Source organism: Saccharopolyspora elongata (assembly GCF_004348985.1).
In the GTDB taxonomy this organism is placed as follows: domain Bacteria; phylum Actinomycetota; class Actinomycetes; order Mycobacteriales; family Pseudonocardiaceae; genus Saccharopolyspora; species Saccharopolyspora elongata.
The window spans coordinates 33,261-54,365 of sequence record NZ_SMKW01000057.1 but is presented as its reverse complement, the minus strand read 5'-3'; the positions used below and the strand labels follow the sequence as shown (position 1 = coordinate 54,365).

Genomic DNA, 21,105 nt, shown 5'->3' with positions numbered 1-21,105 from the left:
TCGTATGACCGTCAACGACGCCACAACTCGCGCAGCGCGTCGTTGACGACGTCGGGCTGCTGGCTGTGCGGCCAGTGCGACGCGCCCGGCACCTGGAGGCGATCGGCGCCGATGCGCTCCGCCGTCACGCGCGCGCACTCCATGATCGGTTCCCCGCCGTGCTCGCGGTATGCCTGCGGAGCCTCGTCCCAGCCGCCGTTGACGACCAGCGCGGGCCAAGTCGCCGCGGCGAGCTGCTCGACCGGGATTTCCGCGCCCCAGGACGGAATCTCGTGCAGCGCGCTGCGCGTCGCCCGCACGAGCTCCGGCGTCACCGGCGGCGCCTCGAAGCCCACGGATTCGAAGTTGAGCCGAACCAGGTCCTCATCGGACAGATCCGGCGGCACCGACTCGAGGGCGTCCCGATTGCGCTCCAGCGCCGCGGCCACCAGCGGAGCGTCCGTGGCAACCTGGAAGCAGGCCGGCTCGATGAGCGTCAGGGAGCGGACGGACTCCGGATTTCGCGCGGCGGCGAGCATCGCGACCACGGCCCCGGAGGAGTGACCGACCAGGTGCGCGCCGCCGTCGAGCAGCCCCGCGATGTCGTCGGCGTCCTGGGCGTAGTCGCTGCGCTCGACGTCCGGGCTGTCCCCGTAACCGCGCCGATCCGGCAGCACCAGGCGGAATTCCTCGGCCAGCGGGAGCTGAGCGCCGAACCCGAATGTCTCGTGCATGGCCCAGGCGCCGGAACCGTGCACGAAAACCGCGCGAACACCGTCACCCAGCTCCGTCACGTTCAGTGCAGTCATGCGCACATCCTGTCGCAGCGCGGCTGCGGCCGATAAGATTACGAACCCAGCGCGGCGACGGCCGCTTCCAGCGCGGCGTCGCGGAATTCCTCCACCGGGCCGTCGGTGGTCGCGCAGTCCTGCAGGCCACCGATCGCGACGGTCGCCCGTGCGATCCGGGCCGGCGACGCGCCGGGACCGACCAGCAGGGCGTAGGTCCGTTCGCGCCAGTCGAGCATCTGCCGCATCAGGTCGAGCTGCGCCAGCGCCGAAACATCCCGCAGGACCATCTCGAACACCTGCCGGTACCGCAGGACCACGTCGAAGTAGTCGGCGAGGAACTGCCGCGCGTCGACGTCGGCGGCCGCTTCGCGGTCGGCCAGCAGGTCCTCGACCTCGTCGACGAACGGCTGGACGATGCCGCGCACCAGGTCCGCCTTGGACGGGAAGTGGTAGTACAGCGCGGCTTTGGTGATGCCGAGCCGCTCGGCGACCTCCCGCAGGCTGGTCTTCTCGAACCCCTGGCGGGCGAACAGCTCCGCGGCGACCGCGCGGATCTCGGTGCGGGTGTCGACCCGTGTCCTCGGCATCGGCGTCCTCCTCCCCGCGGATCCTACTACCTGCCGACCGGTAATTTACTTGCCGACCGGTAAGTAAGGACGCTAGCTTGGGGCACATGGACATCCTGATCTCCGGCGCCGGCATCGCCGGGCCGGCACTCGCGTTCTGGCTGCGCAGGCACGGTTTCAACCCGACCGTGGTGGAGCGCGCACCCGCGATCCGCCACGGCGGCTACGCCATCGACGTCCGCGGAGCAGCGGTCGAGGTCGCCGAGCGGATGGGCGTCCTCGCGGACCTGCAGGCGGCCCGCACCGAGAATCGCGGCATGACCGTCGTCGACAGCGCGCGCCGGCCGCTGGTCGAGGTGCGCATGGACGAGCTGATGGGCGACGACGGCGACATCGAGCTCATGCGCGGCACGCTCAGCCGGATCCTCTACGAGCGCACCGACGACACCGAGTACCTGCTGGGCGACTCCATCACCGGCATCGAGCAGCACGCCGACGCGGTCCGCGTGACGTTCGAGCACCACTCGCCGCGCGAATTCGACCTCGTAGTCGGCGCCGACGGGATGCACTCCACCGTCCGGCAGCTGGCGTTCGGCCCGGAAGCCGGCTTCCGCCGCTACCTCGGCTACCACATCTCGATCTTCAGCGTCGAAAACTTCCTGGGCCTGGACCGCTGGACCGAGGTCTACAACACGCCGGGCAGGCTCGCCGGGCTGTACCGGGGGGCGCGCACCGACGCCGGCGCGAAGGCGATCCTCGGCTTCAAGTCGCCGGAACTGCGCTTCGACCCCCGCGACCCGCAGACCCAGTTCGCCTTGCTGGACAAGGCCTTCACCGGCGGCTGGGAGGTGCCCAGGCTGCTCGAAGAGGCCCGCCGGGCACCGGACTTCTACTTCGACTCGATCTCCCAGATCCACCTGGACGACTGGGCACGAGGCCGGGTGGTGCTGCTCGGCGACGCGGGCTACTGCCCGTCGCCGCTGTCCGGCCAGGGCTCCAGCCTCGCGCTGGTCGGCGCCTACGTGCTGGCCGGCGAACTGCTCGCGGCCGACGGCGACCACCGGACCGCATTCCGCCGCTACGAAGCGGAAATGCGCAACTTCGTGACGCAGAACCAGAACGTGGCGACGGAAGGCGCGAAGACGCTGATCCCGAAGACGGCCACCGGCCTGTGGCTGCGCAACCAGGTGTTCCGCCTGATGAGCCACTTCCCGCAGCTGAACGGCATGTCCAAGGGAATCCAGAACGCGGCCAACGCGATCAACCTCCGCGACTACGCACCGGCCCCGTGAACAGGTCTCGCAGCCACGAACGAAGGGCAACGCCACGCGGCGACATCGCTGGGCCGAAAGCCCTGAAAGGCCAAGCCGTGGCCGGGCTCGACCGAGTGATTACCGGCTTTCTTCGCCGGCTCGGTGGCTGATCCTCGCGGCCCGGACGGGCAGCTCCCGCTGTCCGATCGGGCCGCGAGGATGAGGCGTCAGCGGGTGGCCGAGATGATGGCGCTGCCGAGGACGAGGTCGCCCGCCGCGTCCGGGCGGTACAGGACGATCGCCTGCCCCGGCGCCACGCCGCGCAGCGGCTGGCGGAGCTGGACGCGGATGCCGTCCTCGTCGGCCTCGGCGACCGCCTCCGCCGTGCCGCCGTGGGCACGCACCTGGATCACGCACTCCGTGGGCCCGTCCAGCGGCTGCTCGGACGGCCAGATCGGCCGCTTCGCGTCGATCTCGGTGACCGACAACCGGTCCGCCGAACCCACCTTGACGGTTCCCGACACCGGCTCCAGGGAGAGCACGTAGCGCGGCCTGCCGTCCGCCGCCGGCGCGTCGATGCCGAGGCCCTTGCGCTGGCCCACCGTGAACCCGTGCACCCCGGTGTGCTCGCCGAGCACCGCGCCGGTCTCGTCGTCGACCAGCTTGCCCGGCGCCTGGCCGAGCTTGTTCTCCAGGAACTTCTTGGTGTCGCCGTCCGGGATGAAGCAGATGTCGTGGCTGTCCGGCTTCTTGGCCACCGCCAGGTCCTGCTCGGCGGCCTCGACCCGCACCTCGGACTTCAGCGAGTCGCCGAGCGGGAACATCGAGTGCCGCAGCTGCTCGGCGGTCAGCGAGGCCAGCACGTAGGACTGGTCCTTGCCGTCGTCCCTGCTGCGCCGCAGCTCCGGCACGCCGTCCACGATGGACAGCCGGGCGTAGTGGCCGGTGCAGACCGCGTCGAAGCCCAGCGCCATCGCCTTGTCCAGCAAAGCCTCGAACTTGATCTTCTCGTTGCAGGTGAGGCACGGGTTCGGGGTGCGGCCCGCGGCGTACTCGCCGACGAAGGTCTCGATGACCTCCTCGGTGAACCGCTCCGCGAAGTCCCACACGTAGAACGGGATGCCCAGCAGGTCCGCGGCGCGGCGCGCGTCCCGGGAGTCCTCGATGGTGCAGCACCCGCGGGCGCCGGTGCGCAGCGTGCCGGGCTTCGCCGACAGCGCCAGGTGCACGCCGACCACGTCGTGGCCCGCGGCGACCGCCCGGGCGGCTGCGACGGCGGAATCCACCCCGCCGCTCATGGCTGCCAGTACTCGCACGCCTCACACCTCCGTGGCGGTGCTCGTCGGCCCCGCCGAAGATCGGCGCAACCCGGCCAGACCGGCGCTACGCGCTCGTTGCACCACCGGCCCGATGGCCTCGGTGAGTGCCTGTACATCGGCCGCGGTCGAGGTGTGCCCCAGCGAGAAGCGCAGCGACCCGCGCGCGGCCTTCGGGTCCGCCCCCATCGCCAGCAGCACGTGGCTGGGCTCCGAGACCCCCGCGGTGCAGGCGGAGCCGGTGGAGCACTCGATCCCCTTGGCGTCCAGCAACATCAGCAGGCTGTCGCCTTCGCAACCGGGGAACGTGAAGTGCGCGTTGCCGGGCAGCCGCGACGGCCCGCCGCCCACGACGTCGTGCCCCGGGTCGCCGTTGAGCACCACGTCCGGCACCACGGCGCGGACTCCGGCGACCAGCTCGTCGCGCAGCTTGATCAGCTGCGGCGCATGCGATTCGCGCGCGTCGACCGCCTCGCGCACGGCCGACGCCAAGCCCAGCACGCCGGGCGTGTCCAGGGTGCCGGACCGCACCTCGCGCTCCTGGCCGCCGCCGTGCAGCACCGGGGTGCACTTGACGTCCCGCGACAGCAGCAGCACGCCGACCCCGTACGGTCCGCCGACCTTGTGCCCGGTCATGGTCAGCGCCGCCACCCCGGCGGCCGCGAAGTCCACCGGCAGCGTCTCGACGGCCTGCACTGCATCGGTGTGCAGCGGCACCCCGTAGCGGTCGGCGATCGCGGCCAGCTCCGAGATCTCGTTGACGGTGCCGACCTCGTTGTTGGCCCACATGACGGTGGCCACGGCCACGTCGTCCGGGTTCTCGGCGAGGGCCGCCTCGAACACCTCCGGACGCACCCGGCCGTGCGAGTCGGCCGCCAGCCAGGTCACCTCGGCACCCTCGTGCTCGGCCAGCCATTCGACGGCGTCCAGCACCGCGTGGTGCTCGACCGTCGAGGCCAGCACGCGGCGCCGGGCCGGGTCGGCGGCCCGCCGCGCCCAGAAGATCCCCTTGACCGCCAGGTTGTCGCTCTCGGTGCCGCCCGCGGTGAACAGCACCTCCGACGGCCGCGCACCCAGCGCATCGGCGATGTCCTCGCGCGACTCCTCCACCGCACGGCGCGCCCGGCGACCCGAGGTGTGCAGGGACGAGGCGTTGCCGATCCTGGTCAACGCCTCGCTCATCGCTGCGACCGCCCCAGGCCGCATCGGTGTCGTGGCTGCGTGGTCGAGGTATGTCATCGCGCTGTCCAGGGTAATGCAGGGCGAACCCGAGCCCGCCTCGCGGTCCGGCGGAAGGCGCAGGTCAGGACGTTCGGCCGCGGGCCGAACGGACGAGCAGCAGGGCCCCCAGCACAGCGCCCACCACCAGCACCAGATCCAGCGGCACGACGCCCCTGGTCGGCGCGGTCGCGGTGGCCAGCGCACCGACCACGACACCGCCGAGGCCCACTAGCGACGCCTGCCCCAGCATGTCGGAGATCTGCAGCGCCGCCGAGTTGAACCCGCGCTCGCCCTCCGGCGACAGCGCGAGCACCCGCACCGCGGTGCTGGCCACCGCGATGCCCATCCCGCCGCCGGCGACGAACCAGAAGGCGGACAGCAGCCAGTGCGGTCCCCATGCGGGCAAGGTCAGCGCGAGCCCGGCGATCCCGAAGCCGACCAGCAGGAATCCGGCCGCGACCACGTACTCCCGGCGCAGGTTGCGCTGCCTGCTCTGCCACAGGGCACCGACGGTCCAGCCGAGCGACCCGACGGTCAGCGGCATTCCCGCGGTGGTCGGCGAATAGTGGTGCACCACGGACAGCGTCAGCGGCACGAACGCCTGTGCGGTGAAGAACAACCCGGCGAGGAATCCGCGCGACAGCACCATCACCGGAAGCCCGGGCCGCGCGAGGAGCGTGCCCTTGGGCAGCAGCAGGCGGATCGACGGCGCTACCACCACGATCCCGGCCAGGCCAACGAACAGCGACGGCAGCGACGGGTTCTGCGCAGCGAAGTTCAACGCCACTACACCGGCCGCGGCGCCCACCGCCGCAAGCGGCAGCCCGCGCCGCTGCGGCGACGGTTCGCCCGAGCGGGCACCGAAGCGCCGCACCGTCGGGACCAGCAAGAGCGTGCCGATGCACACCAGCGGAGCGAGGCCGAGGAACACCCAGCGCCAGCTCGCGTGCTCGGTGAGGAATCCCGCGATCAACGGCCCCACCAGCGCGGGCACCACCCACGCCGACGACAGCGCGCCGAACGCCGCGGGCCGGTCCTCCTCGGGGAAGACCCTGCCGATCATCACGTAGAGCGCGACGATCAGCACCCCGCCGCCGAGGCCCTGCAGCACCCGCGCGACCAGCAGGACCAGGATGTTCGGCGCAGCGGCGGCGACGACCAGCCCGACCGCGAACGTCGGTAGGGCGAGCAGCAGCGGAAGCGCGGGCCCGCGCCGGTCCGACTGCCTCCCGCCGATCACCGTGCCGATGGCGGCGGCCGCCAGGAAGACCGTGAACGGCCAGGAATACCAGTGCTGCGCATCGAGCTCGGCGACGATCGTGGGCAACGCGGTGCCCAGCCCCATGGCTTCGAAGGCGACCAGGGTGATGACCAGGATCAGTCCGGCGGTGAAGGTCCGTCGTTGGGGATTCCACAGGGCGCTCTGGGACTTCTCGACAGTGGCCACCCGGCTAGCCTGCAACCTGCACCCCGGTCGAGGTCCAGCCTTTGTCGCCAAAGCGGCGATTTCCACACTCGTTCTGCGTAAGCGGATCAAGACCCGTGCGTGCTTTCCGGGTGTCATGGCACCCGAAAGCACGCACGGGGTGGTCAGGCGGCGATGCGCTGGGCTGCGAGGTGTTCCGCCGGCACCTGGTGGCCCGGGGCGGAACCGGTGGCCGCGGCGATCGCGTCCTGCGCCTGCCTGGCCAGCTCGCGGCGGTCGGTGCCGACCAACTCGGGCAGCACCACCAGCTCGACGACCAGGTCCCGCATCCTCGCCACCGCGAGGACCGAATCGACCAGCGTGGCATCGCCCAGGAACGCAGCCGCGGTGGTCGGCTCCCCGGCGCCGGTCCGGAACCGCAGCGCAACCGGCTGCATCCGCACGCCCGCGTCGATGGCGGCCTGGAAGACGGCGGGCCGGAACCGCCCGGAAGCCCGCCCGCACCAGGTCGTCCCTTCCGGGAAGGCCCCGATCACGGCCCCGGCGCGCAACTCGTCGGCGATGGTCCGAACCGCGCCGGGCAACGCCGAGAGCCGGTCGCGATCGATGTACACGGTGCCGACCCGGCCGGCGAGCGGCCCCAGGAACGGCCACGACCGGACCTCGACCTTGGCCAGCATCCGCATCGGGCGAAGCGCCTGGAGCGCGACGATGTCCAGCCAGGAGACGTGGTTGCTGACGACCAGCGCACCGCCCGGCGGGATCCGCTCCCCGAACACGAGACCGATCCCCAAGGTGCGCAACAACATCCGGAACCACAACGCAAGCGCCCGATCGCGCCACGCCGCCCGCAACACCGAGAGCGCCAGCACGAGGAAGCACCCGATCAGCAGCAACCCGGCGGTCCCGCCCAGCCGCAGCACCACCCGAGGCAGCCCGACTTCCGCCTGCTTGTCCCGCGGTGGAAGGCACCCCGGCCCGCACGGCGAGGTGGGCATCCACTGGCTCATGCCGAATCGCCCAGGAAGAACCGCAGGTAGCGCTGGTCGGCGCGCTTGAGGTCCAGGAGCACGAAGTAGTCGGCCACCCCGAAGTCCGGATCGTGCGCCGGACGGCCGCACACCTGTGCGCCCAGCCGCAGGTAACCCTTCAGCAGCGGCGGCAGCGGCGCGCGCCCAGTGACCTCGAAGGGCTCCCAAGGCCGGTAGGGGTGCACGCGCTGGTCCGCCGGCGCGTAGTGCTTCGCCGACACGGCGTTCCAGACGTGCGAGGCCTGAACGCCTCCGTCGTCCAACGCCACCGACGCGCAGCCGGCGAGCATCGTGTGGCCGTGCAACAGCATGTACCGCGCGATCCCCGTCCACACGAGGCTGACGACGGCGCCGTTGCGGTGGTCCGGGTGGACGCACGACCGGCCGGTCTCCACCAGCGAGGGGCGCAGCTCGTCGAGCGCGGAGAGGTCGAATTCGGTTTCCGAATACAGCATTCCGGCTGCCTTCGCCCGTTCCGGCGGCAGCATCCGGTAGGTCCCGACCACCGCGCCGGAACGGTCGTCCCGGACGATCAGGTGGTCGCAGTGCTCGTCGAAGGAATCCCGGTCGACGCCGAACTCGCGACCGGTGACCGTGGCCCCCATCTCCTCGGCGAACACCTGGTAGCGCAGGCGTTGCGCGGCGTGCACTTCATCGGAGTCTCTGGCGACCAGCAGCGAGTAGTGGGCGTCGGCCGCCGCACTCGGTGCGGCGCTGGCCAGCAGCTGCGTCTCGGACATGCCGCAGGTGTATCGCCGCGCGGCGAACACCCAACACACCAGTCGATGACACGGAGCAGGAACTTTCGGTGAATCCCAGGTGCGACGCCGGACCATTGCCCCGAACGGAGCCCTGAAACCCCGCCCGAACAGCAGATATTCGACGGCGTCGCCCCGAGGAGCGGGACCCGGCGCGAGGGTCGGCTCCTCGGGACGGGCTCACGCGCCGACCAGCGGGATCACTCGCTCGATGATCGACGAGGGGCTGGGCTGGGTGGCCATCTCCTCCCTCACCTCGCGCGCCGCCGCGCGGAACGCGGGCTCGGTGAGCAGCCGCTCGGCCATCGCCCGCACCGTGGCGACGTCCACAGTGGCCGGATCGTGGGAGAGCCCCACGCCCCGGGCCACCACTCGCTCTGCGGACATCGGGTTGTCCGCGAAAGCGGGCAGGACCAGCTGCGGAACGCCGTAGTGCAGCGGCGCGGCCGTGGTGCCGGAGCCGCCGTGGTGCACCATCAGCGAAGCGGTCGGCAAGAACGTCGACAGCGGCAGGAAGCCGGCGGAACGCACGTTGGCCGGCAGCGTCCCGAGATCGGCCAGATCCGCCTTGCCCGCGGCCAGCACCACCTCCACGTCCATGCCTCCGAGTGCCTCGATCACGGCCGAGAGGTTGCTGGTGCCGCTCATGACCGGCACCACGGTGCCGAGGGTGACGCCGACCCGCGGCCGCTCCGGCCGCCGCAACGCCCAGTCGGGAACCACGGCACCGCCGTTGAAGGGAACGAATCGCATCGACCACCACGGGACGCCGTCCAGCGGATCGGGCTCGTCCGCGACGAGCCCGCCCATGCTGGGCGCCCGCGGATCGATCCGCGCGATCACCCGCGGCGGACCGCCGGGAATGCCGAGCTTGTCCCGCAGGGCAAGGGTGACGTCGTCATCGTCGTAGAGGTTGCGCCCGTTGCGGAACTCCGGGTCCCGCGACGACCAGGAAATCCGGTTGCCGACCTCCAGTACCGGCACCTCGAGCGCGGCAGCGGCCAACCGCCCGGCCGCGTGATCGGTGGTGTGCACGACGAGGTCCGCGCCGAACGCCCGGCCCGCGTCGATGGTGCCTTCGGTCATGGTCAAGGTGAACAGCCCGAACGGATTGCCCGCCTGGGACACCTTCTCGTAGGCCTCGGACAACCCCGTGGCAGCGGCCACCCGCTGGACCTCGGGCGAATCCCCCTCCGACGTGATCCCGCGCAGCAACGCGTCCCACACGTCGTGCTCCGGGAAGACGTCCACGACGGGAAGCCCGGCCCGCGCAACGACATCGGGCATTTCGGCAGTGGTGGCGACCAGCACTTCATGACCGGCGATCCGAGCAGCCCAGATCAACGGGACGATCGGCAGCACAAGCCCATAACCGGGCCCGGCGGTGAACAGTATTCGCACGCCCGCCGAGCATGCCACTCCCCACCAACCCCCGCACCCGATTTTCGAACCCCCGACAGCAGGGGAACTTTCCTGTCACGCTCGTGACCGAATGCGAGCAAGGGAACCTTCCTGTCACAGGCGACACCGAATGCGAGCAAGGGAACCTTCCTGTCACAGGCGCGAGAGCAAGGGAACTTTCCTGTCATCCGCCGAACCTGGAATGCGGAGCAAGGGAACCTTCCTGCCATTTGCCCCGAGCGCCCGGGCGCGAGCAAGGGAACCTTCCTGTCACCCACCACCGGACCGACGCAACGGCGCCGACGATTAGATTCCGGGGCATGCAGCGAACGACGGACCACGTCGCCCTCTACACCGACGGCGCATGCAGCGGAAATCCCGGCCCGGGCGGCTGGGGCGTCGTGCTGCGGTACGGCGACCACGAGCGGGAGCTCTACGGCAAGGACGCGGCGACGACGAACAACAAGATGGAGCTGATGGCGGTCATCGAGGGGCTGGCCGCGCTGACCCGGCCGATGCCCGCCGTGCGCATCTTCACCGACAGCACGTACGTGCTCAAGGGCATCACGCAGTGGGTGCACGGCTGGAAGCGCAACGGCTGGCTGACGTCGGCCAAGCAGCCGGTCAAGAACGCCGATCTGTGGCAGCGCCTGGACGCGGAATGCGCGCGCCACGGCGACGTGCAGTGGGAATGGGTCAAGGGGCACAACGGCCACCCGGAGAACGAACGCGCCGACCGGCTCGCTTGCCAGGGCCGCGACGAAGCTCGCGCAGGCTGACGAGCAGAAGGCGGGCCGCACCTGGGTGCGGCCCGCCTTCTGCGTCAGATCAGCTCGGGGCTCAGCCCTTGCGCTTGCCGATCTCCTCGGTGAGCTGCGGGGCGACCTTGAACAGGTCGCCGACGACGCCGAAGTCGGCGATCTCGAAGATCGGGGCCTCGGGGTCCTTGTTCACCGCGACGATCGTCTTCGACGTCTGCATCCCCGCCCGGTGCTGAATCGCACCCGAGATACCCAACGCGATGTACAGCTGCGGCGACACGGTCTTACCGGTCTGGCCGACCTGGAACTGATGCGGGTAGTAACCCGAGTCCACCGCCGCACGCGAGGCGCCCACCGCAGCACCCAGGGAGTCGGCGAGCTTCTCCACCACCTCGAAGGACTCCGCGGAACCGACACCACGACCACCGGAGACCACGATGCTGGCCTCGGTCAGCTCGGGACGGTCCCCGGCCTCGGCCGGCTGCCGACCGGTGATCTTCGCGCCCGAGGCGGCCGGAACCTCCACCGACTCCACCGCCGCGGCACCCGCGGCCTGCTCGGGCTCGATCGCGCCCGGCAGCACGGTGATCACCGGCGTGCCCTTGGTGACCTTGGCCTTGGCGTCGTAGGTGCCACCGAACAGCGAGTGCGACGCCACGCCCTCACCGTCGAGGTCCACGACCTCCGACAGCAGACCGGAACCGATGCGGATCGCCAGCCGACCGGCGATCTCCTTGCCGTCGATCGACGCCGGCACCAGCACCGCCGCCGGCGACACCGTGCCCACCAGCGCGGCGAGCACGTCGACCTGCGGGGTCACCAGGAACTGCGCGGCCTCCGCGGACTCCGCGGCGTAGACCTTCGCCGCACCGTAGGCGCCCAGCGCGTCGGTGAGCTTCCCAGCGGTACCCGGCTCACCGACCACCACCGCCGACGGCTCACCCAGCCGCCGCGCCGCGGTCAGCAGCTCGTGCGTGACCTTCTTGACCTCGCCGTCCACGTGATCGACGAGGACCAGAACCTCAGCCATGAATCAATGCCTCCTCGAAAACCCGTGAACGACTCAGAGCAGCTTCTCGCCGGCCAGGAACTCCGCGACGGCCACGCCGCCCTCGCCCTCGTCGGTGACCTTCACACCACCGGACTTCGGCGGCTTCGGCGCGGACTCCACCACCTGCGAACCCGCCGCGGCCAAGCCGACCTCGCCCGCGTCGATCCCCGCATCCGCCAGCGACAACACGCTGACCGGCTTCTTCTTCGCGGCCATGATGCCCTTGAACGACGGGTACCGCGGCTCGTTGATCTTCTCCGTCACGCTGACCACCGCAGGCAACGCGGCCTCGACGTTCAGGATCCCCGCGTCGGTCTCCCGCTCGATCGACACGCTCGAACCATCGGTGACGACCTTGCGCGCGAAGGTCAGCTGCGGCCAGCCCAAAACCTCGGCCACCATCGCCGGCACCGCACCCGTGCGACCGTCCGTGGCCTCGTTACCGGCGATCACCAGATCAACCGACTCGACGGTGCCGATCACCTTCGCCAACGCCCGCGCGGTCGACGGCGCGTCCGTGCCGTGCAACGCCTCGTCCGAGAGGTGCACCGCCTTGTCCGCCCCCATCGACAACGCCTTGCGAATCGCATCCGTGGCACGATCCGGGCCCATGCAGACGACGGTCACTTCGCCGCCCTGAGCCTCCTTGATCAACAGCGCTTCCTCCACCGCGCGCTCGTTGATCTCATCCAACACCGCATCGGCCGACTCGCGATCCAACGTGTGATCCGCCGCAGACAGCTTCCGCTCGGAATACGTGTCGGGCACCTGCTTGACCAGGACGACGATGTTCATGGGCCCTCTTCGACCTCCTGCGGACAGACGACGCTCGCTGGTCCTCCAGCGGCTTTGCTTGTGGACCCGGCGCTGTTTTGTCCGGGTAGGTTGACCTTGCCACGTCCCTGTTCGAAAAGCACAGTGACGCCAACCACCCAGAATGTTACTAGCCGGTAGCACCGGTGCAACCAGGCCCCTGACGTGACGGTACTCACCTCGCCGTACCCCAGAACGCCGGGTGCCGATGACGGTATTTCTGCCGGGGCACGCACGCCGACCGGCTACCAGTTAGTAGCCTGGCTCGCATGAGGCAACGCGTCGCCATCGTGACCGACTCGACGGCTTCCATACCGCACGACGTCGCCGAACAGCTGGGCATCTCCGTCGTCCAGCTGGAGCTCAAGGTCGGCGACGAGTACAACGACGAGCGCCGGGTACCGCACCCGACGCTGGCCCAGGCGATGCGCGACGGAATCCCGGTGGCCACCGGCGAACCGCCACCGCCGGCCTTCTTCTGGAACTACACGGACGCCGCGGCCTCCGGCGCCGAGGCGATCATCTCCATCCACATCTCCGAAGGACTGTCCCAGACCTGCCAATCGGCCCGCACCGCCGCGGCGGAGATCGGCATCCCGGTCTACGTGGTCGACTCCCGGCTGGTCGGGCTCGGCCTCGGCTTCCCGGTGATGGCCGCGGCCGAAGCCGCCGTCTCCGGCGCGACCCCGCAGGGCGTGATGGGCGTGCTGGACCGGCGCCTGCGCACCACCACGCAGCTGCTCTACGTGGACACCCTGGAATACCTGCAGCGCGGCGGCCGGATCGGGCGCGCGCAGGCCTGGCTCGGCCAGACCCTGTCGATCAAGCCGGTGCTCGTCCTCAAGGAAGGCGTCATAGACCAGCTGACGAAGGGCATCGGGCCGGACCGAGCGCTCAAGAAGGCGGTCGCGAACGCGGTCCAGCGGGCCGGCAGCGGACCGGTCGACATCGGCGTCGAGCACTTCCAGTTCGCCGACCGAGCTCAGCGCGTGCTGGACGACCTGCGATCCCAGCTGCCCCAGATCCGCCGCGTCACCTTGGAGGAGACGAGCGCGGTCCTGGGCGCCCACGCGGGGCCGGGCGCATTGGGCGTGACGGTCTCGCCCGCTACCTGAGCGGCACGGCAGCGCTCCGCCGCGTTCGCCGCCGAGTTCGCGGCGGACGCGGATCTTCCCCATTCCCAACGGGTTTCCGGCCGCGGCCGCGCGTGAGGAGCCGAAACCGCAATCTCGCAGCGGGTTCCACCCCGTCGAGTGATGCGAACGGCAGTTCGAGCGCGAATACTCGATGTTGGGCGGCCTGAGGCGCCTTTCTCCGGAACTCCGGCCCTGCAAAGCCTTCGCCGTACGCGACTTCGCAAAGCACACGACTTGCAGGCACACAGCTGGGCAGGCATGGCCTTTGCAGGCACATGACCTTGCAGAGCAAGGCTTTTCGGAGATCACGGCCGTTCGAGCACGCAATTCCCGATGAATCACGCGAGCTCGAAGCGGTCGCGCCTCGAATGCACCGAGCCGGGCCGACCGGCTGCGGTGCCCGCCCGACGCACCAGTTCGCACCCGGAGGGACCAGCCATGCATGTCACGACCGTGCTCAAGCACTTGTCCGGCTCGCCGGCAGTCGCAGCGAGCGCCGGATCAGCGCTCCAACTTGTCCATCGCGCGGTGGATGCGCTTCACCGACACCGGCTGCGACGTGCCGAGCGTCTGCGCGAAGAGGCTCACCCGCAGCTCCTCGATGAGCCACCCGATCTGCCGCAGGGATTCGCCCGGGGCGCGCCCCGGCGGAAGGTCCGCCAGCATGTCCCGGTAGCGCTGCTCGACCTCGTCCACCTGCTGCATCCAGTCCCGGTCGCGCTGCGGATGGTGCTGCAGCTTGTCCAGCCGCTGCTCGATCCCGCGCAGGTAGCGCGTCAGATCGGACAGCCGCGCGAAGCCGGTCCCGGTCACGAAGCCGGGGTAGAGCAGCCCGCCCAGCTGATCCTGGATGTCGGCGAGCGCGGCGGGATTCAGGTTCCGGGGCTGGTCGGCCAGCAGCGTCTCCACCCGCTGTGCCGCCATCAGCACCTGCTCCACTTTGGACACCGCGTCGACGGTGACCTCGCCCAGCCGTGCCCGGACCTTGGCCTGCAGGGAATCGTAGGCAGCCTGGTCCCACACCGGGCCGCCGTAGTCCGCCATGAGCTTGTCGACTGCGCAGCTCACGCAGTCGTCGAGCACGGCGGTGAGGTCGCCGTACCGGCTGCTGCCCAGCACGAGCCGGGCGGTGCTGCTCATCCCGCGCTGGATGGACTTCACCGGCGACGGGAGGTTCAGCAGCAGCATTCGCCGGGTGCCGTCCCACAGCGCCTGCCGCTGCTCCTCCTCGGTGTCGAACATCCGCACCGCGACGCTGTCCTGCTCGTCCACCAGTGCCGGATACGCCTTCACCGCGTGGCCCGAGCGCTGCTGCTCGAAGGTGCGAGGCAACGAGCCGAAGCTCCAGGAGCGCAGCCCGCGCTGCTCGACGTCGTCGGCGGCGGCGGAGATCTCGGCGCGGAGCTTGGGTTTCAGCCGCTGCTTGAGCGACTCCAGGTCCTTGGACTCGGCGAGCTTGCGGCCCTTGCCGTCCACCACGCGGAAGGTCATCTTCAGGTGCTCCGGCACCCGCTCGAGGTCCCATTCGGAGCGCGACACTGCGACGCCGGTCATGCCCTGGAGCTGTCGCTGCAAGGCGTCCAGCAGCGGGCCGTCCGGCGAGGGCATCCGGGACAACGCCGCCTTGGCGAAGTCCGGAGCCGGGACGAAGTTCCGGCGCACGTTCTTCGGCAACGACTTCAGCAGGGCCGTCACGACTTCCTCGCGCAGGCCGGGGATCTGCCAGTCGAAACCATCCGGTTCGATCTGGTTGAGCACCGCCAGCGGGATGTGCACGGTCACGCCGTCCGCGTCGGCGCCCGGCTCGAACTGGTACGACAGCGGCAGCCGGTGCCCGCCCTGCGCCCAGAAGTCGGGGTAGTCCTGGTCGCTGACCGCCGCCGATTCCTGGTTGATCAACATCGACTTCTCGAAGTTGAGCAGGTCCGGCTGCTCCTGGCGGGCCTTCTTCCACCACGAGTCGAAGTGCCTGCCGGAGGCGACGTCGGCGCCGATGCGCTGGTCGTAGAACTCGAACAGCGTCTCGTCGTCGACCAGGATGTCGCGCCGCCGGGCCCGTTCCTCGAGGTCCTCGACCTCGTCGAGCATCGCCCGGTTCTCGTGGAAGAACGCGTGCCGGGTGTCCCAGTCGCCCTCCACGAGCGCGTGCCGGATGAACAGCTCCCGGCTCAGCTCCGGGTCGATGCGCCCGTAGTTGACCTTGCGGCCGACCACCAGCGGAACGCCGTAGAGGGTGACGCGCTCGACGGCGACCACCGCGGCGCGGTCCTTCTCCCAGTGCGGTTCGCTGTAGCTGCGCTTGACCAGGTGCTGCGCGAGCTGCTCCACCCAGTCCGGTTCGATGCGGGCGGCGATGCGCGCCCAGAGGCGGGAGGTCTCCACCAGCTCCGCCGCCATCACCCAGCGCGGCGGCTTCTTGAACAGCGACGAGCCGGGGAACACGGCGAACCTGGCGTTGCGCGCGCCCTGGTACTCGTTCGAACCGCGCCCGGACTGCCCCGGCTTCTTCTCGGTCTTCTTCTCGACGTCCTTGAGGCCGATGTGCGACAGCAGGCCGGCCAGCACCGACTGGTGGATCCGCGACGCCTCGGCCTGCTCGTCGCCGAGCGTCATGCCCATCGACTTGACCATCTGCCGCAGCTGGCCGTAGAGGTCCTGCCACTCGCGGACCCGCAGGTAGTTGAGGAAGTCGGTCCGGCACAGCTTCCGGAACTGGTTGGAGGACAGTTCCTTCTGCTGGGTGCGCAGGTACCGCCACATGTTGAGGTAGGTGACGAAGTCGGACTCGGCGTCCTTGTCGACGAAGCGCGCGTGCTTCTGGTCGGCGGCCTGCTGCTTGTCCGCGGGTCGCTCGCGGGGGTCCTGGATGGACAGTGCGGCGGCGATCACCAGCATGTCGCGCACGCAGCCGTTGCGCTCCGCTTCGAGCACCATCCGCGCGATGCGCGGGTCGATCGGCAGCTGGGCGAGCTTGCGGCCGACCGGGGTCAGCCGCTTGTGCAGCTCGGTCTTCGACCGGTCCAGGGCACCGAGCTCGTGGAGCAGGTTGACGCCGTCGGTGATCTGGCGGCGGTCCGGCGGCTCCAGGAACGGGAACGACTCGATCTCGCCCAGCCCCAGCGAGGTCATCTGCAGGATGACCGAGGCCAGGTGGGTGCGCAGGATCTCCGGGTCGGTGAATTCCGGGCGGGACTCGAAGTCCTCCTCGGAGTACAGCCGGACGCAGATGCCTTCGGAAACCCGGCCGCAGCGGCCCTTGCGCTGGTTCGCCGAGGCCTGCGAGATCGGTTCGATGGGCAGCCGCTGCACCTTCGTCCGGAAGCTGTACCGGGAGATGCGCGCGGTGCCGGGGTCGATGACGTACTTGATGCCCGGCACGGTCAGCGAGGTCTCGGCCACGTTGGTGGACAGCACGATCCGCCGGCCGGAGTGCGGCTGGAACACGCGGTGCTGCTCAGCGGCCGTCAACCGCGCGTACAGCGGCAGCACCTCGGTGTTGCGCAGGTTCTGCTGCTTCAGCGCGTCGGTGGCGTCCCGGATCTCCCGTTCACCGCTGAGGAAGACCAGGATGTCGCCGGGCCCTTCCGCGCAGAGCTCGCCCACGGCATCGCAGATGGCCTGCGTCTGGTCGCGGACGACGTCCTCGTTCTCGTCGGAGTCGTCCAGCAGCGGGCGGTACCGGACCTCGACGGGATAGGTGCGCCCGGAGACCTCGATCACCGGTGCGTCGTCGAAGTGCCGCGAGAAGCGCTCCGGGTCGATGGTGGCCGAGGTGATGATCACCTTCAGGTCGGGGCGGCGCGGCAGCAGCTGCTTGAGGTAGCCGAGGATGAAGTCGATGTTCAGGCTGCGCTCGTGCGCCTCGTCGATGATCAGCGTGTCGTAGCGCCGCAGCAGCCGGTCGTGCTGGATCTCGGCCAGCAGGATGCCGTCGGTCATCAGCTTGACCAGGGTGTCGGTGCCGGCCCGCTCGGTGAAGCGCACCTGGTAGCCGATGGCGTCGCCGAGCTCGGTGTCGAGTTCCTCGGCGACGCGTTCCGCGACGGTGCGGGCGGCCAGCCGCCGGGGCTGGGTGTGCCCGATCAGGCCCTGGATGCCGCGGCCCAGCTCCAGGCACATCTTCGGCAGCTGCGTCGTCTTCCCCGAACCGGTCTCACCTGCGACGATGACGACCTGGTTGTCGCGGATGGCCGCGAGCAGGTCGTCCCGGCGCTGGCTGACCGGCAGCGCCTCCGGATAGCTGATCTCGGGCACGTTCGCGCGGCGCTGCTCGACCCGCCGCTCCGCGGCCTCGATGTCGCCGGTGATCTCCGCGGTCACGGCCGCCAGGGCCTGCTGGTCGCGGAGCTTGCGGGCTCCCTCGATGCGACGACGCAGCCGACGCTGGTCGTGCAGCATCAGCTCGGACAACCGTTCGCGCAGATCGACGAGCGGAGATTCAACAGACGACGTACCCATACTTCGCCCAAGCATAGAGAAGGCGCCACGGCCCTTGCCTCTGGTTTTCGCCGCCCTCACAACTCCCGCGCCCGGACGGGATACTCGAGTGACCTAGCGCACTCGGGCGCTTCACCCGTCGAGTGGGCCGGAGCCGATTCACCCCGGACTTCGGCCGGAGTATTCGACGCCCTGCTCATGGTTGAAGAGCCGGAGCCGGTGAGCGGCTGCGGCGGCCTCACCGCGGTTGGCGACACCGAGCTTCTCCAGCAGGTGGGTGACGTGGACGCTGACCGTCTTGGGACTGATGAACAGCTCCTCGCCGATCTGCCGGTTCGACCGACCGATGGTGACCAGCCGCAGCACTTCGGTCTCCCGCTCGGTAAGACCAATACGTTCGAGAGCGGTCGCCGACGTCGGGGCGTCCGCGTCTCTCCCGAGTTTGATCCGTGCGCTACGGGCGAGCGTGCGCACCTCTTCCAGCAACGGCATCGCGCCCAACTGGAGAGCCTGCTTTTCCGCGGTGCACAACAGCTGCCCCGCCGTTGCGACGTCACCCGACCGCAGGGCGGTTTCGGCCGCTCTCATTCGTGCGTAGGCCGCAGGTTGCGCCGAGCCGAGCTCGTCCCAGGCCATGGCCACGCGGGTCCACGACGTGGGCTCGCCGAGTTCGGCCGCGACCTGGTCGGCGAATGCCGAAAACAACGGCGTGTCGGCAGGCAGGCGGGTGACCGCGCTCCGCACGAGGTCGGCCACCGTCGCGTCCGGGTCGGGCACCGGCTTCATACGCGCGCGCATCGTAATGCGCGCGTCGACCCGGGCCGCAGTGGTGAGAAGCGGCCAGACATCTGGCGGGGCGGAACCGGGGTCACCCCGCAGCGATGCGACAACCACCTCGCGCGCGTCGTCGACCCGTTCGTCCGACAGCGCCAGCTCCGCTTCGAGCCGCGCCACCGACAGGTTCGGCGTCTGCGACGGCTGATCGAGCAACGTTCGCGCCAAGGACAGTTCCGAACGGGCCCGGTCGTCCGCTCCACGCGCGAGCGCGATCTCGGCCCGTTGAAGATGCAGCGGAGCGCCTCGGACGCCCGCCGGGTCCAACGCTATGGACCGCCGACACACCTCGTCCGCCTCGTCCCACCTGCCAACTGCGAAAAGCGCGGCGCCGAGGCAGGCGGCCAGTTGCATCCCCAAGGTGCGGCCGACGCCGGCCGCATCCTCGCCGAGACCGGCACGCGCCGCATCGATGACCGCTTCGTGATCACCGAGGGACCGCCCCGCAACGGCGAGGTTCAGGTGCACGCGAACCAGGAGCAGGGGATCGCTGTCCTCAGCGACGAGCTCGCGAGCGGATCGCAGCGCGGCCATGCCCTCCTCGTATCGTCCGGCCTGATTGAGCACCCGGCCCAGGGTGACGCGAGCGTTCGCTTCGAGTTCCGCAGCACCGTGTTCACCCGCGATGCTTGCAGCCTCTTCGACCAGCTCATGGGCGTGTTCATGCCGGCCCTGCCCGGCGAGCACCGCACCGGCCAGCACAAGAACGCGAGCACGGGCGACGGATCGATCGCGGGGAAGGATCTCCAATGCCTCCCCTACCGCCGCCAGCGAGCCATCGCGGTTCAGGTTGTGCATGATCATGCCCCGGTGGGCGAACAACATCGCGGTACCCGCAGGCTCGCGCGTCCGGTCCGTTTCGGCAAGGGCGCGATCGATGAGGTCCAGCGCCTTGAAGTACTCGCCTCCCCAGGTCGCTGCCGCGATCGCTTTCTCGAACAGCGGGAGCCGATCGACGACGGGTACCGATTCCGGTAGCCGCAAAGCTCGGTCGAGCATCTGCACCTGCTCTGCGTGCGCGTAAATGCGCTCGGCCTCGCTCGCTGCGCGCAACAGCGCGGGCAGGGCCTCCGCCGCTTTCCCCGCCTCGTACCAGTGGAACGCGGTCTGTGCGGCGAGCCGGTCCTGCGGCACGAGGTCCGGTGTGCGCCCCAGGGCCTCGGCGTAGGCGAGGTGTAGGCGGGCGCGTTCTGCGGGAAGCAGGTCGTCAACGACCGCCTCGCGCAGCAATCTGTGGCCGAAGGCGTACCCCCGCGGATCCACTCGCAGGACACTCGCCTTGGCTGCAACGCGCACCGCAGCCAGCAAATCGCCCTCTTCAATGTCGGCGACCGCGGCGAGAAGAGCGTGCGAAACGTGCTGGCCGCCGATCGCAGCCAGCCGGACTACGCGGTCCGCAGGCGGACGAAGCCGCTCGATTCGATGAACCAGCACGTCTCGCAGCGACTCAGGCACTGCATCGCCCGCCGGGGCCGATGCCAGGGCCCGCGCGAAGAAGGCATTTCCGCCGGACCGCCGGAACACCTGGTCCAGCACCGACTGCGACGGCGCGGCGCCGAGCACCACCTCGATGAGTTCACTCGTCTCGGCCCGCGAGAACCGCCCCACTTCGAATCGGTGCACCGCAGGCAGGAGTTCGAGCTCCGCGAGGAACGGGCGCAGCGGGTGGCCGTGCCCGACGTCCTCGGAACGGTATGCCGCTGCAATCAGGACCCGGGATGCGCGCAGGGTGCGAACCAACAACCCGAGCAACTCCCGGGTCGATCGGTCCGCCCACTGGAGATCATCGATCGCCAGCACGACGACATCGTCGCGGCCGAGCCTCCGGAGCAATGCGCCGAAGAGGTCGAACAGGTGTGCCTGGCTGTCGTGCCCGTGGCTGGGCACTCCGAGCTCAGGCAACAGTCGGAGGAGAGCGCCCGCTCCGGGCAGCAGATCGGTGACCGACTCCGGTCCCGCGTCGTCGACCAACGCGCGCAAGACAGCGGTCACCGGCGCGAGGGGCAGGCCTTCTGCGCCCAGTTCGATGCACGCGCTGCGGAGCACGCGGGCTCCGGCCTGCTCCGCCCGAGCAGCGAAGTGCTCGAGCAGTCGCGTTTTTCCCGTGCCCGCATCGCCGCTGAGCACCACGAACTGCGCTTCCCCGGTGCCCGCCGTGCGCAGCGCGTTGTCGAGAATCGCCAGCTCGCGTAGCCGACCGACGAACTTGCCCTTCCCCACCGGGCGAGCATACGCAGTTCCGCCAGCACATGATCGGCCAGTTCCAAGAGGGCCGGAACCGATCTAAGGAGGTTGATAGGGCATCTGTCGGAGGCGACGCCTGCCGCCTTA

General features: G+C 70.0%; 15 protein-coding genes. 3 read left to right on the top strand and 12 right to left on the bottom strand.

Annotation, left to right across the window (positions count from 1 at the left end):
- Positions 1 to 11: 11 nt before the first annotated feature.
- Both E1288_RS32390 and E1288_RS32385 read right to left on the bottom strand, forming a co-directional pair.
- The gene (locus tag E1288_RS32390; protein ID WP_132492039.1) at positions 12 to 788 is read right to left on the bottom strand and encodes an alpha/beta fold hydrolase; all 777 of its coding nucleotides are present in this window, start codon (positions 786 to 788) and stop codon (positions 12 to 14) included.
- Positions 789 to 826: 38 nt separating this feature from the next.
- Positions 827 to 1,357, bottom strand: a complete 531-nt coding sequence (locus tag E1288_RS32385) for a TetR/AcrR family transcriptional regulator (RefSeq protein WP_132492037.1) — start codon at positions 1,355 to 1,357, stop codon at positions 827 to 829.
- A gap of 86 nt (positions 1,358 to 1,443) precedes the next feature.
- Here E1288_RS32385 and E1288_RS32380 point away from each other — a divergent pair, with 86 nt between their 5' ends.
- Positions 1,444 to 2,628 carry an FAD-dependent monooxygenase gene (locus E1288_RS32380; RefSeq protein WP_207954677.1) on the top strand — a complete coding sequence of 395 codons (1,185 nt, stop codon included), beginning with the start codon at positions 1,444 to 1,446 and terminating at the stop codon, positions 2,626 to 2,628.
- Positions 2,629 to 2,816: 188 nt separating this feature from the next.
- Here E1288_RS32380 and mnmA read toward each other — a convergent pair whose 3' ends face one another.
- The 6 genes from mnmA to E1288_RS32350 all read right to left on the bottom strand — a co-directional run bounded on the left by mnmA (position 2,817) and on the right by E1288_RS32350 (position 9,742).
- Positions 2,817 to 3,905, bottom strand: a complete 1,089-nt coding sequence (gene mnmA / locus E1288_RS32375; RefSeq protein WP_132492033.1) for a tRNA 2-thiouridine(34) synthase MnmA — start codon at positions 3,903 to 3,905, stop codon at positions 2,817 to 2,819.
- Between the two features lie 3 nt (positions 3,906 to 3,908).
- Positions 3,909 to 5,144: a cysteine desulfurase family protein gene (locus tag E1288_RS32370; RefSeq protein WP_132492031.1), complete on the bottom strand. Its 1,236-nt coding sequence runs from the start codon at positions 5,142 to 5,144 to the stop codon at positions 3,909 to 3,911.
- A gap of 64 nt (positions 5,145 to 5,208) precedes the next feature.
- A complete protein-coding gene (locus E1288_RS32365) occupies positions 5,209 to 6,573 on the bottom strand; it encodes an MFS transporter (protein WP_132492029.1) in 1,365 nt (454 codons plus the stop codon).
- 143 nt (positions 6,574 to 6,716) lie between these two features.
- Complete coding sequence (locus E1288_RS32360) at positions 6,717 to 7,562, bottom strand: lysophospholipid acyltransferase family protein (RefSeq protein ID WP_207954676.1); 846 nt, start codon at positions 7,560 to 7,562, stop codon at positions 6,717 to 6,719.
- A complete protein-coding gene (locus E1288_RS32355) occupies positions 7,559 to 8,323 on the bottom strand; it encodes a GNAT family N-acetyltransferase (protein WP_132492027.1) in 765 nt (254 codons plus the stop codon). The genes E1288_RS32360 and E1288_RS32355 overlap by 4 nt, the downstream gene beginning before the upstream one ends.
- 198 nt (positions 8,324 to 8,521) lie before the next feature.
- Entirely contained in the window at positions 8,522 to 9,742 is a 1,221-nt protein-coding gene (locus E1288_RS32350) for a glycosyltransferase (RefSeq protein WP_165968376.1), read from the bottom strand.
- 320 nt (positions 9,743 to 10,062) lie between these two features.
- Between E1288_RS32350 and rnhA the strand changes: the two genes are divergently transcribed.
- A complete protein-coding gene (gene rnhA / locus E1288_RS32345; RefSeq protein ID WP_132492025.1) occupies positions 10,063 to 10,521 on the top strand; it encodes a ribonuclease HI in 459 nt (152 codons plus the stop codon).
- A gap of 61 nt (positions 10,522 to 10,582) precedes the next feature.
- On the opposite strand, the gene E1288_RS32340 is transcribed toward rnhA, so the two are convergent.
- Together E1288_RS32340 and E1288_RS32335 are read right to left on the bottom strand one after the other, a co-directional pair.
- Complete coding sequence (locus E1288_RS32340) at positions 10,583 to 11,533, bottom strand: electron transfer flavoprotein subunit alpha/FixB family protein (protein ID WP_132492023.1); 951 nt, start codon at positions 11,531 to 11,533, stop codon at positions 10,583 to 10,585.
- A gap of 33 nt (positions 11,534 to 11,566) precedes the next feature.
- Positions 11,567 to 12,349, bottom strand: a complete 783-nt coding sequence (locus E1288_RS32335) for an electron transfer flavoprotein subunit beta/FixA family protein (RefSeq protein ID WP_132492021.1) — start codon at positions 12,347 to 12,349, stop codon at positions 11,567 to 11,569.
- A gap of 287 nt (positions 12,350 to 12,636) precedes the next feature.
- Between E1288_RS32335 and E1288_RS32330 the strand changes: the two genes are divergently transcribed.
- Positions 12,637 to 13,482, top strand: a complete 846-nt coding sequence (locus E1288_RS32330; RefSeq protein ID WP_132492019.1) for a DegV family protein — start codon at positions 12,637 to 12,639, stop codon at positions 13,480 to 13,482.
- 522 nt (positions 13,483 to 14,004) lie between these two features.
- On the opposite strand, the gene hrpA is transcribed toward E1288_RS32330, so the two are convergent.
- Both hrpA and E1288_RS32320 read right to left on the bottom strand, forming a co-directional pair.
- Complete coding sequence (gene hrpA / locus E1288_RS32325; RefSeq protein ID WP_132492017.1) at positions 14,005 to 17,961, bottom strand: ATP-dependent RNA helicase HrpA; 3,957 nt, start codon at positions 17,959 to 17,961, stop codon at positions 14,005 to 14,007.
- Positions 17,962 to 18,099: 138 nt separating this feature from the next.
- The gene (locus E1288_RS32320; protein ID WP_165968375.1) at positions 18,100 to 20,994 is read right to left on the bottom strand and encodes a helix-turn-helix transcriptional regulator; all 2,895 of its coding nucleotides are present in this window, start codon (positions 20,992 to 20,994) and stop codon (positions 18,100 to 18,102) included.
- Positions 20,995 to 21,105 lie beyond the last annotated feature (111 nt).

Coding starts and splice junctions, on each gene's coding strand:
- E1288_RS32390 (WP_132492039.1), bottom strand. CDS start 788: ATGACTGCACTGAACGTGACGGAGCTGGGTGACGGTGTTCGCGCGGTT.
- E1288_RS32385 (WP_132492037.1), bottom strand. CDS start 1,357: ATGCCGAGGACACGGGTCGACACCCGCACCGAGATCCGCGCGGTCGCC.
- E1288_RS32380 (WP_207954677.1), top strand. CDS start 1,444: ATGGACATCCTGATCTCCGGCGCCGGCATCGCCGGGCCGGCACTCGCG.
- E1288_RS32370 (WP_132492031.1), bottom strand. CDS start 5,144: ATGACATACCTCGACCACGCAGCCACGACACCGATGCGGCCTGGGGCG.
- E1288_RS32360 (WP_207954676.1), bottom strand. CDS start 7,562: ATGAGCCAGTGGATGCCCACCTCGCCGTGCGGGCCGGGGTGCCTTCCA.
- E1288_RS32355 (WP_132492027.1), bottom strand. CDS start 8,323: ATGTCCGAGACGCAGCTGCTGGCCAGCGCCGCACCGAGTGCGGCGGCC.
- rnhA (WP_132492025.1), top strand. CDS start 10,063: ATGCAGCGAACGACGGACCACGTCGCCCTCTACACCGACGGCGCATGC.
- E1288_RS32340 (WP_132492023.1), bottom strand. CDS start 11,533: ATGGCTGAGGTTCTGGTCCTCGTCGATCACGTGGACGGCGAGGTCAAG.
- E1288_RS32335 (WP_132492021.1), bottom strand. CDS start 12,349: ATGAACATCGTCGTCCTGGTCAAGCAGGTGCCCGACACGTATTCCGAG.
- E1288_RS32330 (WP_132492019.1), top strand. CDS start 12,637: ATGAGGCAACGCGTCGCCATCGTGACCGACTCGACGGCTTCCATACCG.
- hrpA (WP_132492017.1), bottom strand. CDS start 17,961: ATGGGTACGTCGTCTGTTGAATCTCCGCTCGTCGATCTGCGCGAACGG.